Below are 23342 nucleotides of genomic sequence, written 5' to 3'. Positions count from 1 at the left end.
CCATGAAAATAAAATGTGTCATAACAGACGATGAGCCGATAGCACGCAAGGGCATCAAAGGCTACGTGGAAAAGATTGACTTCCTGCAACTGGTTGGTGAGTGCGAGGATGCGCTTCAATTAAACACGTTGCTGGCGGAACAAGAGGTGGATCTCATCTTCCTTGACATAGAGATGCCTTACTTAACGGGCATGGAGTTTCTGGCTCAACTAAAGAACCCGCCCAGAATCATTATCACTTCGGCCTACGAGCACTACGCCTTGCAGGGATATGAGCTCAATGTAACCGATTACTTGCTAAAGCCTGTTTCGTTTGAACGCTTTTTGAAAGCAGTGAACAAGGTGCGCGATGCGTTAGCCAGGGAGTCGGCAGCGGAAGAGGTGCCTTATCTTTTCGTGAAGAACAACAAACAACTAAAGAAGATCAATCTCCATGAGATACTTTACGTGCAGAGCCTGGAGAATTACGTTATTATACAGTCCGAAACATCAAAGGAAATAGCCTATAGCCCGCTGAAAAAGATAATGGAGTACCTGCCCGAGCCACAGTTTATACAGGTGCATCGGTCTTTCGTCATCAACTCACTCAAGGTGGAGGCTATTGAAGGCAATCAGTTAGTGATTCAAAATCACAAGATACCCATAGCCCGCAATCTAAGGGAAGTCACCTTCGAGAGTTTGTTGAAGAACAAATTAATTTCGCGATAGGCTGCGGGCGCAACGATTGGGGTGCTAAAAAAAAGACGCGGACAAACCCCGAAAGATTAGCCCACGTCTCCGTATATAAACTAAAACAAATATATTACTGTTTTCTCAAAGCAGCAATGCTTTCTTTGAGCGAAGCAATAATGCTTTCGGCATCCGCCTGTTTCTTGCGTTCTAGATCTAACACAGCAGCAGGTGCATTGTTCACGAACTTCTCGTTGCTCAGCTTTTTCATTACTCCCTGCAAGAAGCCTTCTTTGTGCTTCAGCTCGGCTTCCATACGGGCAATCTCGGCTTCCACATCAATCATATTTTCTAAAGGCACAGCAAATTCGGTTGTTCCCACCATAAACGATGCAGCTCCTTCGGCCTTTGTTTCTACGGAAGTCAGCTCACTCAGGTTGGCCATCTTCTTGATCACGGCGGTGAATTCAGCTACCGGATTGGTTCCCAATATCTGAAGTTCAAGCTCTTCTTTCTGAGCAATGTTTTTCTGCAAACGAATGCTGCGGATGTTGGCTATCACTTCTTTGGCTACTTCAAACTGACGCACGTAGGGTACATCCACATACGTGTCTAATTTAAAGTACTGAACCATGATGCTTTCACCTTCTTCGCGTTCGTACATCTGTTGCCACAACTCTTCCGTAATGAAAGGCATAAACGGATGCAGCAACTTCAACAAATTATCGAAGAAGCACAAGGTGGTGCTATACACCGAACGGCTGATGGGCTGGCCGTAAGCCGGCTTAATCATCTCGAGGTACCAAGAAGAGAATTCATCCCAAAACAGTTTGTACACTGCCATGAGTGCCTCGCTCAAGCGGTACTTGCCAAACAGGTCGGCTACTTCGGCAGCCACTTCGTTTTGTTTGGACTCAAACCAGTGAATGGCTTTCTGTGAAGCTTCGGGAACCGATGCGGTTTCGTCAATCTCCCAACCTTTAATCAGTCGGAAAGCATTCCATATTTTATTATTGAAATTTCGTCCTTGCTCGCAAAGTGATTCATCAAACAAGATGTCATTGCCGGCAGGTGCCGCCAACATCATTCCCATACGCACACCGTCTGCTCCGTACTGTGCAATCAGGTCGAGCGGATCGGGCGAGTTACCAAGTGATTTTGACATCTTACGACCTATCTTGTCGCGCACAATACCGGTAAAGTACACGTTTTTAAAAGGCATCTTGCCTTCGTATTCGTAACCGGCCATAATCATACGGGCTACCCAAAAGAAAATAATATCGGGTCCGGTAACCAAATCACTGGTTGGATAGTAGTATTTTATTTCTTCGTTTCCGGGATTGTTGATACCGTCGAACAAAGAGATGGGCCACAACCAAGAAGAGAACCACGTGTCGAGGCAGTCTTCATCCTGACGCAAGTCGGCCATAGTCAACGCCGGGTTGCCGGTTTTCTCTTGTGCCTTTTTCAAAGCTTCTTCTTCGGTAACAGCTACCACGTAACCTCCTTCAGGAAGGAAGTAAGCCGGTATGCGGTGGCCCCACCATAGCTGACGGCTGATGCACCAGTCTTTGATGTTTTCCATCCAGTGGCGGTAGGTGTTTTTATATTTAGGCGGGTAGAACTTGATGTCGTCGTTCATCACCGGCTCTAACGCTATTTGCGCCATGTGTTCCATCTTCAAGAACCACTGCATAGACAGTTTTGGTTCGATAACCACGTTGGTTCTTTCGGAATAGCCCACCTTATTGGTATAAGCCTCAACCTTTTCGAGTAAACCGGCTGCTTCGAGGTCTTTTTCAATTTGCTTGCGCACATCGAAACGGTCCTGACCAACATACAGTCCGGCAGCCTCGCTCAGTGTACCGTTGTCATTGAAGATGTCAATGCTCGGAAGGTTATATTTTTCACCCAACATGTAGTCATTTACATCATGCGCAGGGGTTACTTTCAAACATCCCGTACCGAATTCTATATCTACATAGTCGTCTTCAATAACCGGAATAACGCGGTTAACCAACGGCACAATCACTTTTTTACCTTTCAGGTGCTGATTCTTGGGGTCATTGGGGTTGATACACATAGCTGTGTCGCCCATAATAGTTTCCGGACGAGTGGTAGCCACCACCGCATAACCATCTTCTCCCTCTATCTTATAGCGCAGGTAGAAGAGTTTGCTGTGCTCTTCCTTGAAAATAACTTCTTCGTCAGAAAGGGCAGTCAACGCTTTGGGGTCCCAGTTAACCATTCGTACGCCCCGGTATATGAGTCCTTTGTTGTAGAGGTCAACAAAAACTTTCAAAACACTTTCGCTGCGCTTATCATCCATCGTGAAGGCAGTGCGTTCCCAGTCGCATGAAGCACCCAACTTACGGAGCTGCTGCAAAATAATGCCTCCGTGCTCATCGGTCCACTCCCACGCGTGTTTAAGGAAATCTTCGCGGCTCAGGTCTGTCTTCTTAATGCCTTGTGAAGCCAAACGGTTTACAACCTTTGCCTCAGTAGCAATAGAAGCATGGTCGGTACCCGGCACCCAGCAGGCATTCTTGCCTTCCATGCGGGCACGGCGCACCAGAATATCCTGAATGGTATTATTAAGCATGTGTCCCATGTGCAACACTCCGGTTACGTTGGGAGGAGGAATGACGACGGTATAGGGCTCACGGCTATCAGGTTTTGAACTGAATAAACGATGACGGTTCCAGTATTCATACCACTTCTCCTCAACCTCGGCAGGATTGTACTTGCTTGCTAATTCCATTTTATTTTATCTGTTAATTATTTATTGCAACTTCATGCATACTATTGTTTTATAGTATAGTGGTCGCAAAATTAATAAAAATAAGTAGAAAAAAGCAGCGGGAATGCGTACTTTTGCTTTTGCTTAACAAGAAAAAGGATGATACGTAAGAAACAACTGATTAGGTATATCGTTCTGGGTATTCTTTTGGGCTTGGTGCTCATGGTCCAAAGCATTCCCGCGTGGGGAGAAGTCTACGCCCGTTCCGTGTATCCGGTAATAGGTGCACTATTGTCTTCGCTGTCTCACGGAATTCCTTTTTCTGTAGGCGATTTGTTCATTTCTCTCAGCATAACGGCAGTCATTTGCTTTCCCTTTTACGGCAGATACCGAAAGTTTTCATGGAAAAAAGTGTTGCGCCTGGAAGTAGAGTTCCTGGCGTGGATCTATGTTTGGTTCTATCTCTCTTGGGGATTGAATTATTCCCAACATGATTTCTATGCTCGGACGCAAACGCCTTACGTGTCGTATACACCGCAGGGCTTTAAAGAATTCGTAAAAGAATATATTGTGGAGCTTAACCAAGCGTATGTTCCGGTGAACAACATCGATAAAAAGGAGATTGCCCACGAAATAACGTCGCAATATCGGTTAATGGCCGATTCATTGGGGGTAAACAAGCCGTTCAAAAGTTCGCCGCGGGTGAAGAGTATGATGTTCAGCTGGCTGAGTTCGGCCGTTGGCATTACAGGATACATGGGACCGTTCTTCTGCGAGTTCAATCTCAATAAGAATTTGTTGCCCGTTGAATATGCTGCTACTTATGCTCATGAACAAGCTCATTTGTGGGGAATAACCAGCGAAGCCGAGGCTAATTTTTATGCGTACCAGGTATGTACGCGTTCTGCTAACAAAGCCATTAAATACAGTGGCTATTTTTCAGTGCTCAACCACGTGCTTTATAATGCCAAGCGGTTGTTGCCCGAAGAAGATTTCAAGGAGTTGGCGAAATCGGTGAAGCCGGAAATTCAGGCGCAGAGCGAGGGTGTGTATAAACATTGGATGGCGATGTATAACCCGGCTGTGGGTAAAATGCAGGATTGGATTTACGATCTTTACCTGAAAGGGAACAAAATAAAAAGCGGACGGAAGAATTATTCCGAGGTAGTGGGACTCCTCGTTTCATGGAGGGAGAAAACTCAAATTGATCATTTAAGAAATAGTATTATAAATCAAAGAAAAGATGCACAATAAAGAAGAAAAGATGGAAGCCTTCGGGCGGTTACTGGATATTCTGGATGAGTTGCGTGTGAAGTGTCCGTGGGACAGGAAACAAACGAACGAAAGTTTGCGCCCCAACACCATTGAGGAGACTTACGAGTTATGCGACGCTTTGATGCGTGACGATAAAAATGAAATTTGCAAAGAGTTGGGCGACGTTTTACTGCATGTTATCTTCTACGCTAAAATTGGTTCTGAAAAAGGTGATTATGATATAAAGGATGTATGCGATAAGCTTTGCGACAAACTGATTTACCGTCACCCTCACGTCTTTGGCGAAGAGAAATCAGAAACCGTGGGACAGGTGCTCGAGAACTGGGAGCAACTGAAACTGAAAGAAAAAGATGGGAACAAGAGTGTGTTAAGCGGGGTACCCGCAGCACTTCCTTCGCTCATCAAAGCGTATAGAATGCAGGACAAGGCGCGACATGTTGGTTTCGATTGGGAGAAAAAGGAACAGGTTTGGGATAAGGTCAAAGAGGAATTTAGTGAGCTTCAGGTGGAAATAGCCAACTTGGACAAGGACAAAGCCGAAGCTGAATTCGGGGATCTTCTTTTCAGCGTAATCAATGCGGCGCGGCTTTACGGTATCAACCCTGACAACGCGCTGGAAAGAACCAATCAAAAATTCTTGCGACGGTTTAATTACCTGGAGGAGCACACGCTCAAGAAAGGAATCCAATTGAAAGAAATGAGTCTGGAAGAGATGGATGTGATCTGGGATGAAGCTAAGAAATTGGGATTATAAGCCATATAAAAAAGTCGTTCATTATTGAAGAATATACAATGAACGACTTTTTTGTATTTTAGTTCCTATCTTATTGCTGCACTGTGCCCGAGAAAACAGGACCACCGGCACCAACTTGCATATCCGCACCGAACTGAGGCGAATAAAAACCTTCCGGAAGATCTTTCAGCACAAACGTATTGCATCTGCGGGCAGCAATTACTTTATCGGTCAAAGCGGTATTGATGGCAGACGCTGCCAAATCAACTAATGCCCCGAGAAGTCCGGCATTTCCTCCGGAGTTCACACTGGTATCAACACTTAATACACCTTTTCGGGTAAACAACACTTCATTGGAAGTCGTTGATTTAAGAATGTATTCAATATCGACAGTTATAACGCTTCCAATGGTTGACTTACTCCATTGATTGATGATAGTAAACAAAGCAACATCGGCTCCAAATACATTCTTAAAGGCAGTTAGCGAACCATCTATATACATTTCGCTATCATAAGCACTTTCACTTTTAAGAAAATCCATTGCCAAAAAAGGAGAGATTACATAATAACCCTTCTCTGCCAAAGGCATTGCCATGGACGTATAAAAGTATTCTTTGGCCTCCACATTCACTGTTTTATTAATAGGGGGCATCACTAAAATAGTCAAAGGCTTTTCAGCATACATTTTAGGATAACTATCGCCACGGGTGGTAGTGGCAGTGGTTCCGCAAGAAGCTAAAATCACTGAAGCCAACAGCAAGTATATATATTTTTTCATTTGGTAAACTTTTTAATAAGGTGATCCATAAACACAGCCGACTCCGGATAAAGTTCTTTCTCCTTGGTAAACATAGCCAAACCTTCTTCTTGTTTGCCATTTTGAATCAAGAAATAACCATACTCAGCACAAATACCGGGAGGAACAACCTTGCGGGTCCCCTTTTGATTCTTGATAATGTCTTCATACGTTTTCATCAAGTCGGCAGCAGCTTCCGGCGTTTGTTTCTTATAGTATTTATAAGAGCTGTTCACGTAATCATCCCAACTGTAAAGTGTGGTGGTAGTTGTACACGATGCAAGTATGCAACTGAGTGAAACTAAGAACAGTAATTTTCTCATGGCAATGATATTTTTTTCGTTTCTTGGGGAGCAACAAACACGGTACGGTCATACAATACCTGACCTTTACTTCTTACAACTACATGTCTTTTGCCCGTTCTTATGGCATACGTAAAGCCTTTTATCGTTGACTTCTTTTCTTTTACTACTTGAGCTTCGAACGTTGCCTCTTCGTCAACACTCACAACGACCGGTTCCTCATACTTATTGCTGGACGCAAAGTACAGATACGCCTGATCGGTCAGCCCCTGACTGGAAGCTACGTTTCCCACTTTGCAACCTGTCATGAGCAAAGCCAGTCCAAAGACAGCTCCTAGAATCCATTTGTTTTTCATTGTTTAATCTCCTCTATGTAATAGTTCCGTAATTGTGTTCCGTCAATTTCTCCTTCTTTAAAAGAAACAATGGAGTATTCGGTTTCGGGAGTATCTCCTGCCACCGACAATACTTCAACCTTACCCACTTGTTTCCCGGGGAGTTCTATATTAATTCCTGTCTGAGGATTTTTAACAGTCTTTCCTTTCAGCTTTACTGCAAAAACATCTCCAACGGATATTCCTTGGCTAGCGCCTCCCGATACAATCACCGCATCAGAGTCATAGGTCAGGAAGTATGATCTCCAGGGTTTGTTGGTGCACTTGTTAATGATGTTCTCCACCAACTTAGAAATGGCGGCAGAAATCGCTTTATCACTCAGTGTTGCATCAAAATCGGCTCTTCCTCCAATGCCCATGGTTGTTTTGGTTTTCAGTTCAGCATCTCCCTTCGCTTCGTCGGAATAGATAATCAGTCCGGTAGAAACATCCACCAAACGAATAGATACTGCTGCCTCAACAATTTGGGTTTTAGTGGTAGAAAAGACTTTGGCATCGCCTAGATTTTTGCGGCCATACTGCGTTATTGAACCTATGATCATGTAGTCGGCGCCTATTTTCTGAAAACCATTCTCTGTAGAATTGGCTTCATCGAGTAACTGACTGATGTCATTTCGTTCCAATAAGATAAACTTGCCGGATGCGGCAAGTCGCGTCGATAAGATGTCTAGGGCCTGTTTCCCCATCGGGTCATTTTCTTTATCATAAAACAACCCTTTAGCGTACTGCGTTTCATTTGAGAAACGACCGATAGCCACTTTACGTTTCAACATTCTGGCCGTTTCAGATTGAGAAGTAGGTTCTGTTTCAACCTCAACGACTTTTCGCTGTGCATACACAGCGCCAGAAATACAGATAAACAATAGAATAAAAATGTACTTTTTCATACGTGTTTCATATTAAGACATTTAAACAGAAACAAATTAAATACATTTATCCAATATAATGAATCTTTTTGGTTAAAAAATAGACCCTATAAACAAAAAAAGCCGGAATTACTTCCGGCTTCATTTGTATCTTATAAGTTACTTATTCTTATTACCTCCCCACTCTCCTCTTTGCACACCTTTCAGTAGCTCTCGGTGGAAGCGCATCTCGGCCCTTTGTATAAGGTATATTTTCCGTGGAGACAAGATTCCCTTGAATCTTTGATAATAGGACCGCTCCAATTTATCAGAAGCAATTCGGAGATCGTATATTTTACGGAGTATCTCATCATATTGCTCATCAGTCGTTTTAGAATCTCTTCCTTTTCTTAATAGGTTCCATACCTGATCACTCAAGTCTTTCTTTTTATCTTGTAACTCAAAATAAACAGGAAAGAAAGAGGTAGCCTCCTCACTTGAAAGTCCGGCATGTTGAGTCATAAAAGCTTCTTGCTTAGCCCGGAACTGTTCGGGCGTCAGTTTCTGATTCACATCATCTTCTGCAAAAAGATGTAATACGGAAACACAAGCAAAGAAGAATAAAACAATCAGCTTCTTCATTTATATCTGTACTTTAATTATTCAACACTTTCATCGGCCAGATACACATAAAGCGAATAATCATCCATCATAGAATGGTCAAGCGCAGCATCTATGTATTGATCGGAAACAGCCTCAGATGTTTCTTTTTCAGTAATAACAGATTTATCAGTACCTTGATTAGATGAAGCGATTCTGATAATCAATGCGGCACCGGCAAACATAGCCGCCATATATGCCCACGGCTTCACCCTATCCCATAGAGTAACCTTCTTCACACTAAATTCAGTCTTTTCTTTTTCAGGAAGTCTGTTCATTACTTCTGAAGTAAGGTTTTCAAAGTAGCCCTCAGGAACCGTAAAAGGGTTCGTTGTGCCCACTTTTCTAAGTAACTTATCTTCTTCTTTCATATCTTTATCCTCCTATTCACTCTTTTCATTTAGACATTCTATACCATCAAAGGTTTAATCCGTACCTTCTAAAATCTTCTCTATCTTCTTCACTGCGTGATGATAAGAAGCTTTTAAAGCACCTACTGAAGTACCTAATATGTCCGACATTTCTTCATACTTCATATCCTGATAATACTTTAAATTGAATACCATTCTCTGTTTTTCCGGAAGGGAAAGCAGAGCTTTTTGAAGAGAAAGTTCAATCTCATCACCCGAAAAGTAAGGATCACTTTCCAGCTTTTGTATCACATCGGCTTCGGGATCATCTATATCAACCAGCGTAGTTGCCCGTTGTTTATTTAAAAAGGTAAGTGATTCATTTAACGCAATTCGGTAAAGCCAGGTAGACAATTTAGCTTCAGCCCGGAAATAATCAATATTCAGCCAAGCTTTTACAAAAGTATTTTGTAGTATATCATTCGCATCATCATGAGAAAGGACCATACGACGAATTTGCCAATATAACTGTTCGCTATATTGATTTACCAGCAATTCAAAGCCTTTTTTCTGCGTATCTTCTTCCTGCAGTAAAGCAAGAATTTCTTTCTCATTGAATAGTGTCATGGATACCGTTTCTTCTATCTTATAAAGATCATTTGATAACAAGTTTTTTCACTACATTACCAACCCGCACTAAATAATATCCTTTAGGAAGATTCAAATCTGTTTCCTTGCTAGCAGATTCGCTTGGTATAGAAAGTACTTTCACACCAAAGACAGTATATATATCAATGGAAGAGCCGGGAGTAACATTCTTCACAGAAAGTTCATTTCCGGAATACGTAATTACAATCTCGGCATCAGGTTGGGTTGTTTCTGTCTTTTTCTCCTCTCCATAAATAGAAGTAAGGTTCAAAGAAATCAGACTCATGAAACATATACTAAAAAGAAATTTCTTCATTTGGTGCAAAACAATTAATTGTATTGTACAAATATAGAATCTTTAGCCTTTATAAAAGAGACATTTTAAATCTTTAACACAACAAAATACTATAGCGGAATCGTGATGCACAGGTTTTCGCGTGCAAGAATTGTCTCAGGAAATACCATTTGCGCTTCTTCAAGTAATACGCTTTCGTCTTCGTATCGTGCAGAGAAATGCCCAATCACAAGTTGTTTGACATTCGCTTTCTTAGCAATCGTAGCAGCCTGCGCAGCAGTTGTATGAAACGTTTCACGCGCACGAGCTTGTTCTTTCTGAGCGAAAGTCGCTTCGTGAAACAATAAGTTAACCTCTTTGATTTGTTCAATCACCGACTCTCTGTAGATTGTATCAGAACAATAAGCATATTTTCGAGGTGGATCGGCCGGTATTGTTAAGCGAGCATTGGGAACAACAGTTCCATCGGCAGTAACATAGTCTTCACCGCTCTTTATCCTGTTAAGTTCATAAAGAGGGATTTCATAAAAATCAACCATATCCCTGATTATATGATTAAGAGTAGGTTGCTCAGCAAATAAAAACCCACAGCATGCAATCCGGTGTTTTAAAGGAATAGTGGTAACGGTTAGCGAGCGATCTTCATATATCAAAGTCGGCCGTTTGGTTTCGAAAGCATGAAAAAACACCTTATAGGGTAGATTATCACAAAAGAATTTCAGCATCGGCTGCAACAGCTCTTCCAAACCAGCGGGAGAATAGATATGTAAGTCGGCCGTTCTCCCCAGCAAACCGAAGGAAGAGATAAGCCCCAGTAAACCAAAACAATGATCACCATGAAGATGGGATATAAAAATATGATTTAATCGGGAGAATTTTAATCGTGATCTTCTAAATTGCATCTGACAGCCCTCTCCACAATCTATCATAAACAGCTTGTCGCGAACATTCAATACCTGAGATGTTGCAAAATGTCTGGTTGTTGGCAAAGCCGATCCGCAACCTAAAATATGTAGTTCAAATTTCTCCATTCTCCATTTAATCAATAAACAACACCTTATAAATAATACAGAACAAAAAAAGAGTTGCCACAGTTCGCAGCAACTCTTTTTATATATGAATTTTCTACAATTTTACTTTTCAGAATCCATTTGTTCTTTCAAAGCAGCAAGTGCATCAATATCACCCAATGTAGTAGAAGCAGCTTGGTTCTGGATTGAAGGAGCTGATTCCTCTTTCTTAACTGTTTTCTTAGCAGCTTTCTTTTCTGCTCTTTCTTCAGCTTTAGCTACATCTTCAAAGATACGGCTGTGAGAAAGAATAATTCTCTTAGCATCTTTATTAAATTCAATCACCTTGAACTCAAGTTTCTCCTCAAGTTGAGCTTGTGAGCCATCTTCTTTTACAAGATGTTTAGGAGTAGCAAAACCTTCAACGCCATAAGGAAGAGCAACTACAGCACCTTTATCTAACATTTCGATAATAGTACCTTCGTGTACAGAACCTACAGTGAATACAGTTTCAAATACATCCCATGGATTTTCTTCCAATTGTTTGTGGCCTAAGCTTAAGCGACGATTTTCTTTGTCGATCTCCAGAACTTGAACTTCAATATCTGCTCCAATTTGAGTAAATTCAGAAGGATGTTTCACTTTCTTTGTCCAAGACAAATCAGAGATGTGGATCAATCCGTCAACACCTTCTTCGATCTCAACGAACACACCAAAGTTAGTAAAGTTACGAACTTTAGCTGTGTGCTTAGAAGCTACAGGATATTTTTCTTCAATGTTTTCCCATGGATCTTGTTTCAATTGCTTGATACCCAAAGACATTTTACGTTCGTCACGATCAAGAGTCAATACTACAGCTTCAACTGTATCACCAACCTTCATGAAATCTTGAGCAGAACGCAAATGTTGTGACCAAGACATTTCAGAAACGTGAATCAAACCTTCCACGCCTGGAGCGATTTCAATAAATGCACCATAATCAGCCATCACAACTACTTTACCATTTACCTTATCACCAACCTTCAGTTCAGTGCTAAGAGCATCCCATGGATGAGGAGTAAGTTGTTTCAAACCTAAAGCAATACGTTTTTTCTCGTCATCGAAATCAAGGATAACTACATTCAGTTTCTGATCGAGTTCAACAACTTCTTTCGGATCACTTACACGGCCCCATGAAAGGTCAGTGATGTGGATCAAACCATCTACGCCACCAAGGTCGATGAATACACCATAAGAAGTGATGTTCTTAACTGTACCTTCAAGAACCTGTCCTTTTTCAAGTTTACCGATAATTTCTTTCTTCTGTTGTTCCAGTTCAGCTTCAATAAGAGCTTTATGAGAAACAACAACGTTTTTGAATTCTTGGTTAATCTTAACCACTTTGAATTCCATTGTTTTTCCTACGAATACATCGTAATCGCGGATAGGTTTCACATCAATTTGAGAGCCTGGTAAGAACGCTTCAATACCAAACACGTCAACAATCATACCACCCTTAGTGCGGCACTTGATGTAACCCTTAATAATTTCTTCGTTTTCAAGAGCGGCGTTCACACGATCCCAAGAGCGAGTAGCACGGGCTTTTCTGTGTGAAAGAACCAACTGTCCTTTTTTGTCTTCCTGGTTTTCAATGTATACTTCAACAGTATCACCTACTTTTAATTCAGGATTGTAGCGGAATTCATTTAAAGGAATGATACCGTCTGATTTGTAACCGATATTAACAACAACTTCACGTTTGTTCATAGCAATTACGGTACCGTCAACAACCTCACGGTCGTTTACCTTGTTCAGTGTGCCATCATAAGCTTTTTCAAGGTCTTCACGGCTTGCTCCCGAGAAGCTTTCACCATTTTCATACGCATCCCAATTGAAATCTTCAATAGGAGCAACGTTCTTCAAATTTTCCATTAATAATAAATTGTTTAAACTTTAATTAAATAAGACATTATGTTGATTATGTAAATCGGGCGCAAAGATACTATTATTTTCGCGAACGACAAACAATTTCAGCCATTTAGTTCTTCAAATAATAGTTTATGGTAGTTACCACACGCACATTTTTAATGAACGGAGTATTGGCATCGCGATCGGTTATGGTAAATTGTCCTTGCGAAGCATCCCTTATCTTGCCCAACTCACTGTCCGAATCGCGTGCAAACTTATCTGCTGCTGTACGCGCATTTTTAGTTGCTTCTTCAATCATCCGGGGTTTAATCTGATTCAGCCCGGTGAATTCATACACCACGTTATACCGATAATCACCGCCTGCAATAGCAATTCCTTGCTTAAGTAATTCGGCCTGTTCCGTCATTAGTTTTCTTACTTTGGCTACATCTTTTGAAGTAACAGTAACTACAGACGTTGCATTGTATCTGTAGGCAGAAGGAGTAGAACTGTACCGTTCCGCCTGCATATCCAACACCTCGGGCGGAGCAATACTAATTTCTTGCGCAGTTACGCCATTCGCTTTAAGGAAAGACACAATGGCCTGATTTTTACGATTCATGATATTGTATAAACTGATAAGATCATCTCCTATCTCCTTATACATCAAAGGCCAGATCACTTTATCGGCTGCAACTTCCATTTCGGCCAACCCTTTTACGCTGACCACCCTTTCCTTGTCTTTAAAATCAGTTATGCCCGATTTCACCTGATAACCCAATAAAAACAACCCGACACAGAGCAACAAAGCCTCCCATTTTAAGTTTTTCATGTTAAGTCCTCCTACAAAAATTAATTATACAATTATTATCTATTAAATAGTTCAAAGGTAAATTTGCAGCCAATTTGCGAAAACCGGCCGTTTACATTGCTAACAAAAACGCCCAAATCAAATATGTGCGTACCAATACCGTAACCCAACTCCAGATAAGGCATTAAATGCGGTACCAGCAAAGCCCCAAAATAAAGACGTTCGTTCAGTACATTGCGCGTATAACGCACAATATGAGGTAACACCAAGAACGGTGCTTCATAAGTAAAGTTAGCTCTAACGTATTTATTTGATGAGTTATACCAACGCCTGTCTAAAAGTTGAAAAACGCCACCAATATCATCATTCCAGCCCACAGGCAAATTGTTCTTACTAAAATTAACAAAGTCAACAAAGTAAAGTTCTTCTTGTTCCGTAAACATTCCTCCTCCCAAACGCCAATAAACACTTTTCATCAGGCCCAGAGAACGTTGATGCTGAACGTCAAACTCCCAGCGTTCATATTTACCGGTACTTCCTAAAACTCCCTTCACCCCTCTTTCCCAATCGAGCGAAACAGAAGGATAATCCGAATGCAGATTCACTTTGCGTTTTCCATTCATGTAATAATACTGCCCCGGCGTCCACTCCAGTCTAATTCGGGGCGCAAAACTCTTATACTTACTTTTAATTTTAGAGTCGCCACCGGGATGCAACGAATCAATCGGAGCAAAAGCAGCAGGATTCACGGCAGTCCTCCTGTGCGCGGAGACTCCAAGGTTAAGCGTAAACCCGTTGAACACCTCCAAACTATGACTGAACGTAGCATACAAGTCGCGGAAATAATTCAATTCAACCTTATTAAAGTTAAAAATACTATCGGGAATATCTTTCAACTCATCTAACACATCACTACTATAAATACGGTTACCATTACCAATCTGCAAATGCACCGCCGCCCTTTTGGCCGGCCAATAATCAAAATCAGTATTAGCTGACCAATACAATTCTTTTCGTTTGAAGTTATAGCCAACCTTTGGTACAATCCGCAGTAACCGGTCGCCCTTCAGATACCTGTTATATTTAAACTCCTGTTTGTAAGAAAGACCGTCAGTAGCGCTATAGCTCAATAAGAAAGGGTTTAATATCGGAGAGCACTTTACCATGCCAAGATTTGACAAATCAATATAATAGTTACTAATCAATGCATCTCCCGCATTTCCAAAGAACGACCATTTATTGTTTTTGAAGGACTGCTTATTTTGCAAAGAATCCTTCCTTAAATCATACTCATTATATATTTTCTCTTCGTTGGCGTTAAGACTCAGCGGACGCATTTTTTGAAAGTAATTCTTATCCGTAAAAAAAGAATTCGTATCACATTGCAACGTATATGACTCTGTCAGATCATACATTTTTTTTTGTTTTCCCAATTGATGCTGAATCTGTTGATACTTAATATCCTTATAATGCAACGCAGCATTGTAATTGGTAACAACCACATTGCCTAAAAATCGAAAACGCGTATCAACCTTACATGCAACAGGTAAGAACTCATCATCATCTCCTATTTTCCCCATCTCAATATGATTGGTGAAAAGACGATATTCAGATCTACCGGTAAATAACATTTCACGCACACTCCAAACCTTATCCGTCACAATAAAATAGCCTTCAACCAATTGATAACTAGGCCATTTGGGAACGAAGGAAATTTTGTAATGCACATTATCCGCATCATAAAGAATGGAATCTATTGAATACGTATAATATTTACGCGCATCATTTTGCAATGGAGAAAGCAATTTCTTATTTAATAAATCAGAAGAATAAACATTAACATGAAAGAAATCTAAAATATCCGCATTTACACCTTTGTACTTTTTCACCGTTCCCGAGCAGGCTTTAACCTTCTGATCATAAATATTAGGAGCCGTGTAGTGCAATTCGCTATGCGATTCCATAATATATTGACGTACACCCTTATCCGTATCAAACATAAAAGGCACAAAACGCAATATAAGATTTTTCTTCTTGATGTCGGCTTTGGCTTTAATATATAGATCGGCCGTGTATTCGCCTACTATTTTTTCGTAAAAAGGAGCATAAAGTATTACTCTATTCAGAATCGTATCAACAGGCATTCCATTGGCTTCCGAGCCAGAGAACGTATATGATGCACAGGCTTTGTTTCCACATAAACCTGACAGAACAATGCACAACCCTATTAATATATATTTTTTCAAATCAAAAACATGCCTAGAATAAACCACACAAATATAAATAAATTAGATAACATTGACACGGTCAAGCTGTTAATACATGTTGTTATCTTTATATTTGAATGAATATTCATCGAAAACCGATATAAATAGATTATTTTTTGCTTTTATTCCGTTTTTCATTTTTTCTTCTTACATTTGTGCTTTATAACACAGTTTTGCAACACTCATGGTTAAAATGAATTTGTCAGACATAGTTGTTTCGGATTATATTGCAGAGATGTGGACTCCTTTAAACGAAGAGCAAAGGGAGTTCCTTGCCAGTAATTTTACTCTTCAAAATTACAAAAAGAACGAAACCATTTATTGTGAAGGCGAAGCTCCCACTCACCTGATGTGTCTTTTAAGTGGAAAAGTCAAGATATACAAAGACGGTGTAGGAGGCAGAAGCCAAATTATTCGCATGGTTAAACCGGGAGAATATTTCGGCTACAGAGCCTATTTCGCAAAAGAAGATTACCTTACTGCCGCTGCCGCATTCGAACCATCCGCCATTTGTCTGATTCCCATGAGCGTTATTACAAAGCTGGTTAGCGAAAACAATCAATTGGCGTTATTTTTCATCAAACAATTGTCTATTGACCTTGGAATATCCGACGAACGTACGGTTAACCTTACCCAAAAACACATTCGCGGACGATTGGCAGAATCACTTCTCTTCCTCAAAGAGAGCTACGGATTGGAAGAAGACGGCTGCACACTGAGCATCTACCTTTCCAGAGAAGACTTGGCCAACCTTTCCAACATGACTACATCTAACGCCATACGAACCTTATCCAATTTTGCAAACGAAAGATTAATCAGCATCGATGGAAGAAAAATAAAGATCATCGATGAAGAAAAAATAAGAAAGATTAGCAAGATAGGTTAATCTTGCTGGTTTATTATCACTTAACACACGTAATATTATGAAAAGAGGATTTTTTATCCTTCTTTTGATTGTGTCATTTATCTCCCCCGGATGCGGACAATCAAAAGAAGCAGTTAATGAGTACCAACTCATTCCGTACCCTAATGGGTTAACACCCCAAAAAGGAAGTTTCAAACTAACCAACGGTTTACCGGTAGTGGTTCAATGCCCCGAGGCACAATGCGTGGCCGACAGTTTTATCACCCGCCTGAAACAGTGCGCTCTCATGAACCTGAAAGTAGAGACAAAGGGAACTCCCGGTCAACCGGCTATTTATTTCCAAAAGCAAGAAGGTCTTCACAAAGAAGGATATAAACTTTCCGTTTCCGGCAAGCAGATCACTGTGAAAGCCTCTACAGCCAATGGCTTTTTCTATGCCGTGCAAACATTGTATCAACTCCTGCCACCTGCCATTTATAAAAGAGATGTAACTCCTGGCTTAACATGGAGCATACCCGCCGTTGAAATTGAAGACGAACCTCGTTTTGCTTATCGCGGTTTAATGCTTGATGTGTGCCGGCATTTTTCACCCGTAGGCTACATCTATCGGTTTATTGACATGCTGGCCTACCATAAGATGAATGTCTTCCATTGGCATCTCACGGATGATCAGGGATGGAGAATTGAAATCAAAAAATACCCCAAGCTAATAGAAATAGGTTCCAAAAGACCGGAAACACTGATTGGGTACTATTTTGAAAATTACCCTCAGTTATTTGACGGCAAAGAACATCAAGGTTATTACACCCAAAAGCAGATCAAAGAGATTGTGGCTTACGCCGCCAGTAAACACATCACTGTTATTCCTGAAATAGAAATGCCGGGACATGCGCTGGCTGCTTTGGCCTCTTACCCGGAACTATCGTGCAGACCCGATACAACTTACGGAGTATCAACCAAATGGGGCATCTTCAATGAAGTGTTCTGTCCCAAAGAAGAAACATTTGCGTTCCTGGAAGGAGTACTCGACGAGGTGATGGCGCTCTTCCCCAGTCCGTATATCCATATAGGGGGCGACGAATGTCCCAAAACCGAATGGAAGAACTGCGCACACTGCCAGGCATTAATCAAAGAACTCGGATTGACAGACGACAGTGAGCCTAATAAAGTAGACGGAAAAAAGCACAGCAAAGAGGAAAAGCTACAGAGCTATTTTATCACTCGCATGGAAAAGTATCTCAATGCTAAAGGAAGAAACATCATCGGATGGGATGAAATTCTGGAAGGCGGACTGGCGCCCAATGCAACTGTGATGTCGTGGCGCGGTGTTGAAGGAGGTTTAACCGCAGCCAAAGCCGGGCACAATGCCATTATGACTCCCGGTGCCTACATGTACCTCGATCAGTATCAAGAGAATCCGGAGATAGCGCCTACCACTATCGGCGGATACGCAACCTTGAAGAAAGTATACGGATATAACCCAGTTCCCGATGATGCCGATGCGCTGGTGAAAAAACACATCATTGGTTTGCAGGGAAACATCTGGACTGAGTACATACCTACCACCGACCGAAGAGATTATCAGGCATTTCCTCGTGCGTTGGCCATTGCCGAGACGGCGTGGACACAGAATGGCCGCAAGAATTGGAACAGCTTCCGCCAAAGAGTAGAAAGTGATTTTGCCCGCATGGACATCATCGGTGTAAAGGCATGCCGAAACTTCTTCGACGTTAACATCCAGACACGCGGAAACGGTAAAAACGGACTGAACGTGACGTTGGAAACCGACGTACCCAACGCCGAAATACATTACACCACCAATGGTACCGAACCAACCAACCAATCAACCCGCTACACTCAACCTTTCCTGCTTCACGGCAACTTATCACTGAAAGCAGCAACGTTCAGAAACGGAAAACGACTGGGAAGTATCACATCAAAACCACTGTACGGAAACCTCATCAGCGGACATAGCTTTACCGTAACTCCGGGAGCAGGCTGGATGACAGGCGACATTTGGGACGAGAACCACGTGCTGGGTTCCGACAAACAAACCTTTGGCCTGACCAATGGCAAACGCGGATACCGACAGTCGTACACGCCGTGGGTAAGCTTCGGCATGAACGAATCATGCAAAGAAGTTATTTTCACAACCGATTTGGGTAAAACAGAATCGATTAGCAAAGTCGTATTCGGCACCCTGCACAACCCGGCTTACAAGGCACTCCCTGCGGGAAAAGCAGTTGTAGAAATATCGACGGATGGTGTTAACTACCAGAAAGTAGCCGAAGAAACCTTCCGCAGGCAATTACCCGGGAACGGCAGAAAAGCCTTTACCGACGAAGTAATCTTTGCCGCTTCCGATGCACGCTACGTTCGTTTAACCATTCAAAACGGAGGAACGCTGCGCAACGGCATTGATTACAGAAAAGATAACGGGCCCGCCACCATCCAAGCTAATTTATACCTAGATGAGATAGAAGTTTATTAAGCAAAGCAACGATTAAAGCTTTCATACAAAATAAGAAGCAGGGTGATTGAAGGAAGTCCCATTCAATCACCCTGCTTTATTTATGATCCGAAGCTAATTAAAGCCCGTGTTCAGACAAGTACCTTTCAGCCTCAATAGCAGCTTTACAGCCACTTCCGGCAGCCGTGATGGCCTGACGATAATGCGAATCGGCTACGTCACCGGCAGCAAACACACCCGGCACTTTGGTTCGGGGTGAATCACCTTCCGTTAAGATATAGCCCACTTCATCCGTTTCCACATAAGGTTTGAAAATATCGGAATTCGGTTTATGACCAATAGCCAAGAAGAAACCGTCAATCGCAATGTCGTAACGTTCTTCGTCGGCCTCTCCCATCCTTTTAACCAAATGAGCCCCTTCAACACCTTTCTCTCCAAACAATCCAAGCGTGTTATGCTCAAAAAGAACTTCAATTTTCTCGTGATTCATCACGCGATCTTGCATAATCTTTGAAGCACGCAAGAAAGGCTTGCGAACAATGAGGTAAACCTTAGATGCCAATCCGGCCAGGTAGATAGCCTCTTCACAGGCAGTATCACCACCTCCTACTACAGCAACCACCTTTTTGCGATAGAAGAACCCGTCGCAAGTAGCACAAGCACTAACGCCCATACCGGCATATTTCTTTTCATCTTCCAGTCCCAAATACTTAGCCGTAGCTCCTGTTGATATAATAACAGTCTGAGCCTCAATCACCTTTTCATCATCGATGGTTATTTTATAAGGTGCAGCGCTCAAATCAGCCGCGGTAGCCATACCAAACCGAACGTCCGCTCCGAATCGTTCAGCCTGTTTGCGAAGATCCTCCATTAACTCAGGACCCGTAATACCTTCGGGATAACCGGGAAAGTTCTCGACTTCAGTCGTAGTTGTTAACTGTCCGCCCGGTTGAATACCTTCGTAAAGCACAGGTGAAAGATTGGCTCTCCCAGCATAGATAGCTGCCGTGTAACCAGCAGGGCCCGACCCGATGATCAGACATCTTACTTTTTCTGTTTCCATATACTTAATCTTATTTTATCTTAAATCAATTAGTTCCACGTTAGGGTGCTGTTTTCTATTAAATACAAAAAAAGAATCAGCATACCGCTGTCCCGGCTGATAATCAGTAATGACTATTTCGCTGCGAGAACCATCCCGCTGCTGTGCCAATATGTACAACGGTTGATACGAATCCCTGGCCACATAAATAACCAAGCTACTTAAATTCTGTTTCTTGCTGCTTGCCGAAAGCTTCACCTCATAGACAGCCTTGCCCCGAAAGCTCTTCACCGAACCCAACTTGTGCGAGAATCCTTTTTTATACATATATAATAAAGTATACGGATTCATGGATTGCAGTTCCTGTTCGGTAGGATTACTGATATTCACCTCCTCGCTGCCCGACAGATAACTCCACTGCGTTTTCCCATCAAACCAAGTAGTCATCTCCGCAGTTTGAAGCACAAACTTATTACCCTTTAGTTGAATGGTACCGCGAGTATCTCCGGCAGGCCGTCCTTTCGCAAAAGCTTTTATGGTAAACCCGGCTTTGATGCCACCCGCATTTTGAAAGGCAGCAGCCGTTTTGTCGAGCACCTCAATAGAACTTCCCTGAGCAGCCAGTAAGCTAAAACCACCAGCAACACATAACAACAGCGTAAAAATATATTTTTTCATTGCTCTAATAACGACTTATTACATCAAATTGTTCAAACGCATTTCCAAATCATTTTCATCCAGACACATTACCTGACGCGCCTTACTTCCCTCGCTGGGACCCACAATTCCCGCTTTTTCAAGTTGATCCATGATACGTCCCGCACGGTTATAACCAATGGCAAACTTACGTTGAATAAGCGACGTAGATCCTTGTTGGTGAATGACAATAAGACGTGCCGCATCGGAAAATAAAGGATCGAGTCGTCCCATATCCACATCGCCCAAATCACTTGAAGCATCTTCATTCACATATTCGGGCAAGAAGAAAGCCGTGGGGTATCCTTGTTGTCGAGCAATGTATTTGGTTATATCCTCCACCTCGGGCGTATCAACAAAGGCACACTGCACACGAATGGGGTCTGCACCCTGAAGGAAAAGCATATCACCCCGACCAATAAGCTGGTTGGCCCCCGGGCGGTCGAGAATGGTACGTGAGTCCATCATAGAAGACACACGGAAAGCCACTCGTGCCGGGAAGTTAGCCTTAATGGTACCGGTAATGATATTTGTCGTTGGGCGTTGCGTAGCAATCACCATGTGAATACCAATGGCACGAGCCAGCTGAGCAATACGCGCAATAGGCAACTCCACCTCCTTACCGGCAGTCATGATCAAGTCGCCAAACTCATCGATGATCACCACAATGTAAGGCATGAACTTATGTCCCTTTTCGGGATTCAGCTTGCGGTTAATAAATTTCTCGTTGTACTCCTTAATGTTACGCACATGCGCCTTTTTCAGCAAATCATAGCGGCTGTCCATCTCCACACAAATGGAGTTCAACGTTTGCACCACCTTGGTTACATCGGTAATGATGGCCTCTTCCCCGTCGGGCAGTTTAGCCAGAAAATGATGCTCGATAACCGAATAAATGCTGAACTCAACTTTCTTAGGGTCAACCAATACAAACTTCAGTTCAGACGGATGCTTCTTGTAAAGCAAGGAAGTAATGATGGCGTTGAGCCCAACCGACTTACCCTGTCCGGTAGCACCGGCAACCAGCACGTGAGGCATTTTACAAAGGTCGACCATGAACACCTCGTTGGTGATGGTTTTACCCAATGCAATGGGCAAATCGTATGACGACTCCTGAAATTTCTTACTACCAATGATAGACTGCATCGACACAATCTTAGGATTCGAGTTAGGCACCTCAATACCAATCGTTCCTTTACCCGGTATGGGAGCAATGATACGAATACCAAGAGCCGACAGACTGAGAGCGATATCATCTTCCAATCCGCGTATTTTAGAGATACGCACACCCTGTTCGGGTGTAATTTCATATAGCGTAACCGTGGGACCTACCGTTGCCTTGATGGAACTGATTTCAATACCAAAACTTCTCAACGTATTGATAATACGATCTTTATTCGCCTTCTGTTCCTCCATGTTAATGGTCGGTTCGTTGTTATCGTATTTCTTCATCAGCTCCAACGTAGGATAGCGATAATTCTCCAAATCAAGTTGAGGATTATAAGGTTCCACCTCGGGGCCTTGGTACGATTCATCGTCGTCGCCTACAGGTGTTGCAACCTCAAAAGCCGGACCCTCGGGAATCGGCGGACTAACCATCACATCATCAGCCGTTTTGGAGAAAGTCATATCCAACGCTTCTGCCGGAGCAGGCTCTTCAACCATGAAATTGTCATGAACAGGAGGAGCCACTTCCATCGCAGGCTGTTGAGCCGGAATATCTTGTTTGAAAGTCTTCTTCACCGAAAACTCAACCGTCTGCGGCTGAGGATTTGTAAATTCGGGCTGTTCAGCCTCTTCCTCCTCGTCCAACGCCTCCACCGATTCTTTCTCTTTGCGTTTGATAAAGCCCAAAGAAAGAATTTTGCGCAACCAAATAATGGTACGAGCACTCAGGTAAATCAAGAAACAAATAGCAGTGACCAAAAGAATCATCCAAACACCGGGTACGCCAACCTGAGAGATCAGCCAGATACTCACGTTGTAGCCATGCATGCCTCCGAAGTAGATAAAAGTATCTTTGTAATGCTCCATGAGCACAAAGCCAAAAAATACAGAAAACCAAACCAACAGCAGCGTACAACCGATAAACCATTTCCACAATCGGAAGTTACGTACGCGCATCAGTTTCAATCCCGTGACAGCCAAAAACACCAGAATAAAAAAAGAAGAAACCCCAAAACAGTCGTTTATAAGGTAGCTGGCCAACTGCGCTCCTCGTGAACCTGCATAGTTTTTCACGTGATTATTGACCGAAGCCAATTCCTGTGAATTGCCCGCATCAATAATACTTTGATCGGCAGCTCCCGTGAAAAAGAACGAAGAGAGAGCCAACAACAGATACACCGAAAAAATAACCAATACCAATCCGAGAACAAAATGAATGGTTTCATTCTTGAAAAACAGTATAACTTTATTGGTAGAAGCTTCATCAGTAACCACTTCCTTTTCTGATTTCTTTTTAGCCATGAATAGAATATCTTAAACAATAACATATTAATAATGCAAACTTAGACAAAAATCTGCAATTATTCGCTGCTTACCCTAAAATTAAGAATTTGTAGCCCGAAATGAGCACCCGCTCTCA

21 protein-coding genes are annotated in these 23342 nt (G+C 42.3%); 5 read left to right on the top strand and 16 right to left on the bottom strand.

What is annotated here, in order from left to right; translation table 11 throughout:
* Positions 1-2 precede the first annotated feature (2 nt).
* Positions 3-707 (top strand): LytR/AlgR family response regulator transcription factor, encoded by a 705-nt coding sequence (locus tag C511_RS0104310; protein ID WP_024996226.1) that lies wholly within the window; start codon positions 3-5, stop codon positions 705-707.
* 94 nt (positions 708-801) lie between these two features.
* Here the strand turns inward: C511_RS0104310 and C511_RS0104305 are convergent, their stop codons facing one another.
* On the bottom strand, positions 802-3429 hold the full coding sequence (locus tag C511_RS0104305; protein ID WP_027317857.1) for a valine--tRNA ligase: 2628 nt from the start codon (positions 3427-3429) through the stop codon (positions 802-804).
* Between the two features lie 138 nt (positions 3430-3567).
* On the opposite strand from C511_RS0104305, the gene C511_RS16160 reads away from it, so the two are divergent.
* The gene (locus C511_RS16160; RefSeq protein WP_024996227.1) at positions 3568-4662 is read left to right on the top strand and encodes a DUF3810 domain-containing protein; all 1095 of its coding nucleotides are present in this window, start codon (positions 3568-3570) and stop codon (positions 4660-4662) included.
* A complete protein-coding gene (gene mazG / locus C511_RS0104295) occupies positions 4652-5437 on the top strand; it encodes a nucleoside triphosphate pyrophosphohydrolase (protein WP_024996228.1) in 786 nt (261 codons plus the stop codon). The genes C511_RS16160 and mazG overlap by 11 nt, the downstream gene beginning before the upstream one ends.
* A 70-nt stretch (positions 5438-5507) precedes the next feature.
* Here mazG and C511_RS0104290 read toward each other — a convergent pair whose 3' ends face one another.
* The 12 genes from C511_RS0104290 to C511_RS0104235 all read right to left on the bottom strand — a co-directional run bounded on the left by C511_RS0104290 (position 5508) and on the right by C511_RS0104235 (position 15661).
* Complete coding sequence (locus C511_RS0104290) at positions 5508-6194, bottom strand: GNA1162 family protein (RefSeq protein WP_024996229.1); 687 nt, start codon at positions 6192-6194, stop codon at positions 5508-5510.
* Entirely contained in the window at positions 6191-6535 is a 345-nt protein-coding gene (locus C511_RS0104285; protein ID WP_024996230.1) for a DUF4810 domain-containing protein, read from the bottom strand. The genes C511_RS0104290 and C511_RS0104285 overlap by 4 nt, the downstream gene beginning before the upstream one ends.
* Positions 6532-6870, bottom strand: coding sequence for a hypothetical protein (locus C511_RS0104280; RefSeq protein ID WP_024996231.1), 339 nt, complete (start codon positions 6868-6870; stop codon positions 6532-6534). The genes C511_RS0104285 and C511_RS0104280 overlap by 4 nt, the downstream gene beginning before the upstream one ends.
* Positions 6867-7796: a CsgG/HfaB family protein gene (locus C511_RS0104275; RefSeq protein ID WP_024996232.1), complete on the bottom strand. Its 930-nt coding sequence runs from the start codon at positions 7794-7796 to the stop codon at positions 6867-6869. Before C511_RS0104275 ends, C511_RS0104280 begins: the two co-directional genes overlap by 4 nt.
* 138 nt (positions 7797-7934) lie before the next feature.
* Entirely contained in the window at positions 7935-8396 is a 462-nt protein-coding gene (locus tag C511_RS0104270) for a hypothetical protein (RefSeq protein WP_024996233.1), read from the bottom strand.
* A gap of 17 nt (positions 8397-8413) precedes the next feature.
* Positions 8414-8785, bottom strand: coding sequence for a hypothetical protein (locus tag C511_RS0104265; RefSeq protein WP_024996234.1), 372 nt, complete (start codon positions 8783-8785; stop codon positions 8414-8416).
* Positions 8786-8839: 54 nt separating this feature from the next.
* Positions 8840-9391, bottom strand: coding sequence for an RNA polymerase sigma factor (locus C511_RS0104260; RefSeq protein ID WP_024996235.1), 552 nt, complete (start codon positions 9389-9391; stop codon positions 8840-8842).
* A gap of 28 nt (positions 9392-9419) precedes the next feature.
* Complete coding sequence (locus C511_RS0104255) at positions 9420-9728, bottom strand: T9SS type A sorting domain-containing protein (protein ID WP_024996236.1); 309 nt, start codon at positions 9726-9728, stop codon at positions 9420-9422.
* Between the two features lie 89 nt (positions 9729-9817).
* On the bottom strand, positions 9818-10738 hold the full coding sequence (locus C511_RS0104250) for a ribonuclease Z (RefSeq protein ID WP_024996237.1): 921 nt from the start codon (positions 10736-10738) through the stop codon (positions 9818-9820).
* A gap of 102 nt (positions 10739-10840) precedes the next feature.
* Positions 10841-12628 carry a 30S ribosomal protein S1 gene (gene rpsA, locus C511_RS0104245; protein WP_024996238.1) on the bottom strand — a complete coding sequence of 596 codons (1788 nt, stop codon included), beginning with the start codon at positions 12626-12628 and terminating at the stop codon, positions 10841-10843.
* Positions 12629-12734: 106 nt separating this feature from the next.
* The gene (locus C511_RS0104240) at positions 12735-13436 is read right to left on the bottom strand and encodes an SIMPL domain-containing protein (protein WP_024996239.1); all 702 of its coding nucleotides are present in this window, start codon (positions 13434-13436) and stop codon (positions 12735-12737) included.
* Between the two features lie 35 nt (positions 13437-13471).
* On the bottom strand, positions 13472-15661 hold the full coding sequence (locus C511_RS0104235) for a DUF5686 family protein (protein ID WP_024996240.1): 2190 nt from the start codon (positions 15659-15661) through the stop codon (positions 13472-13474).
* Between the two features lie 205 nt (positions 15662-15866).
* Here C511_RS0104235 and C511_RS0104230 point away from each other — a divergent pair, with 205 nt between their 5' ends.
* Both C511_RS0104230 and C511_RS0104225 read left to right on the top strand, forming a co-directional pair.
* Entirely contained in the window at positions 15867-16568 is a 702-nt protein-coding gene (locus C511_RS0104230) for a Crp/Fnr family transcriptional regulator (protein ID WP_024996241.1), read from the top strand.
* 37 nt (positions 16569-16605) lie between these two features.
* Complete coding sequence (locus tag C511_RS0104225; RefSeq protein WP_024996242.1) at positions 16606-19038, top strand: glycoside hydrolase family 20 protein; 2433 nt, start codon at positions 16606-16608, stop codon at positions 19036-19038.
* A gap of 97 nt (positions 19039-19135) precedes the next feature.
* Here C511_RS0104225 and trxB read toward each other — a convergent pair whose 3' ends face one another.
* The 3 genes from trxB to C511_RS0104210 are packed head-to-tail and all read right to left on the bottom strand — an operon-like array spanning position 19136 to position 23224.
* Entirely contained in the window at positions 19136-20080 is a 945-nt protein-coding gene (trxB, locus tag C511_RS0104220; RefSeq protein ID WP_024996243.1) for a thioredoxin-disulfide reductase, read from the bottom strand.
* A 15-nt stretch (positions 20081-20095) separates the two neighbouring features.
* On the bottom strand, positions 20096-20737 hold the full coding sequence (locus C511_RS0104215; protein ID WP_024996244.1) for a LolA-like putative outer membrane lipoprotein chaperone: 642 nt from the start codon (positions 20735-20737) through the stop codon (positions 20096-20098).
* Between the two features lie 18 nt (positions 20738-20755).
* Positions 20756-23224, bottom strand: coding sequence for an FtsK/SpoIIIE family DNA translocase (locus C511_RS0104210; RefSeq protein WP_024996245.1), 2469 nt, complete (start codon positions 23222-23224; stop codon positions 20756-20758).
* Between the last annotated feature and the right edge of the window lie 118 nt (positions 23225-23342).

The organism is Bacteroides graminisolvens DSM 19988 = JCM 15093 (assembly GCF_000428125.1).
GTDB classification, from domain to species: domain Bacteria; phylum Bacteroidota; class Bacteroidia; order Bacteroidales; family Bacteroidaceae; genus Bacteroides; species Bacteroides graminisolvens.
Note: the sequence above shows the minus strand (reverse complement) of the source record. Positions and strands in the feature narration are given on the sequence as shown.

Coding starts and splice junctions, on each gene's coding strand:
- C511_RS0104265 (WP_024996234.1), bottom strand. CDS start 8,785: ATGAAAGAAGAAGATAAGTTACTTAGAAAAGTGGGCACAACGAACCCT.
- C511_RS0104250 (WP_024996237.1), bottom strand. CDS start 10,738: ATGGAGAAATTTGAACTACATATTTTAGGTTGCGGATCGGCTTTGCCA.
- C511_RS0104305 (WP_027317857.1), bottom strand. CDS start 3,429: ATGGAATTAGCAAGCAAGTACAATCCTGCCGAGGTTGAGGAGAAGTGG.
- C511_RS0104310 (WP_024996226.1), top strand. CDS start 3: ATGAAAATAAAATGTGTCATAACAGACGATGAGCCGATAGCACGCAAG.
- C511_RS0104275 (WP_024996232.1), bottom strand. CDS start 7,796: ATGAAAAAGTACATTTTTATTCTATTGTTTATCTGTATTTCTGGCGCT.
- C511_RS0104230 (WP_024996241.1), top strand. CDS start 15,867: ATGGTTAAAATGAATTTGTCAGACATAGTTGTTTCGGATTATATTGCA.
- C511_RS0104290 (WP_024996229.1), bottom strand. CDS start 6,194: ATGAAAAAATATATATACTTGCTGTTGGCTTCAGTGATTTTAGCTTCT.
- C511_RS0104285 (WP_024996230.1), bottom strand. CDS start 6,535: ATGAGAAAATTACTGTTCTTAGTTTCACTCAGTTGCATACTTGCATCG.
- C511_RS0104240 (WP_024996239.1), bottom strand. CDS start 13,436: ATGAAAAACTTAAAATGGGAGGCTTTGTTGCTCTGTGTCGGGTTGTTT.
- C511_RS0104215 (WP_024996244.1), bottom strand. CDS start 20,737: ATGAAAAAATATATTTTTACGCTGTTGTTATGTGTTGCTGGTGGTTTT.
- trxB (WP_024996243.1), bottom strand. CDS start 20,080: ATGGAAACAGAAAAAGTAAGATGTCTGATCATCGGGTCGGGCCCTGCT.
- mazG (WP_024996228.1), top strand. CDS start 4,652: ATGCACAATAAAGAAGAAAAGATGGAAGCCTTCGGGCGGTTACTGGAT.
- rpsA (WP_024996238.1), bottom strand. CDS start 12,628: ATGGAAAATTTGAAGAACGTTGCTCCTATTGAAGATTTCAATTGGGAT.
- C511_RS0104270 (WP_024996233.1), bottom strand. CDS start 8,396: ATGAAGAAGCTGATTGTTTTATTCTTCTTTGCTTGTGTTTCCGTATTA.
- C511_RS0104255 (WP_024996236.1), bottom strand. CDS start 9,728: ATGAAGAAATTTCTTTTTAGTATATGTTTCATGAGTCTGATTTCTTTG.
- C511_RS0104225 (WP_024996242.1), top strand. CDS start 16,606: ATGAAAAGAGGATTTTTTATCCTTCTTTTGATTGTGTCATTTATCTCC.
- C511_RS0104280 (WP_024996231.1), bottom strand. CDS start 6,870: ATGAAAAACAAATGGATTCTAGGAGCTGTCTTTGGACTGGCTTTGCTC.
- C511_RS0104260 (WP_024996235.1), bottom strand. CDS start 9,391: ATGACACTATTCAATGAGAAAGAAATTCTTGCTTTACTGCAGGAAGAA.
- C511_RS16160 (WP_024996227.1), top strand. CDS start 3,568: ATGATACGTAAGAAACAACTGATTAGGTATATCGTTCTGGGTATTCTT.
- C511_RS0104210 (WP_024996245.1), bottom strand. CDS start 23,224: ATGGCTAAAAAGAAATCAGAAAAGGAAGTGGTTACTGATGAAGCTTCT.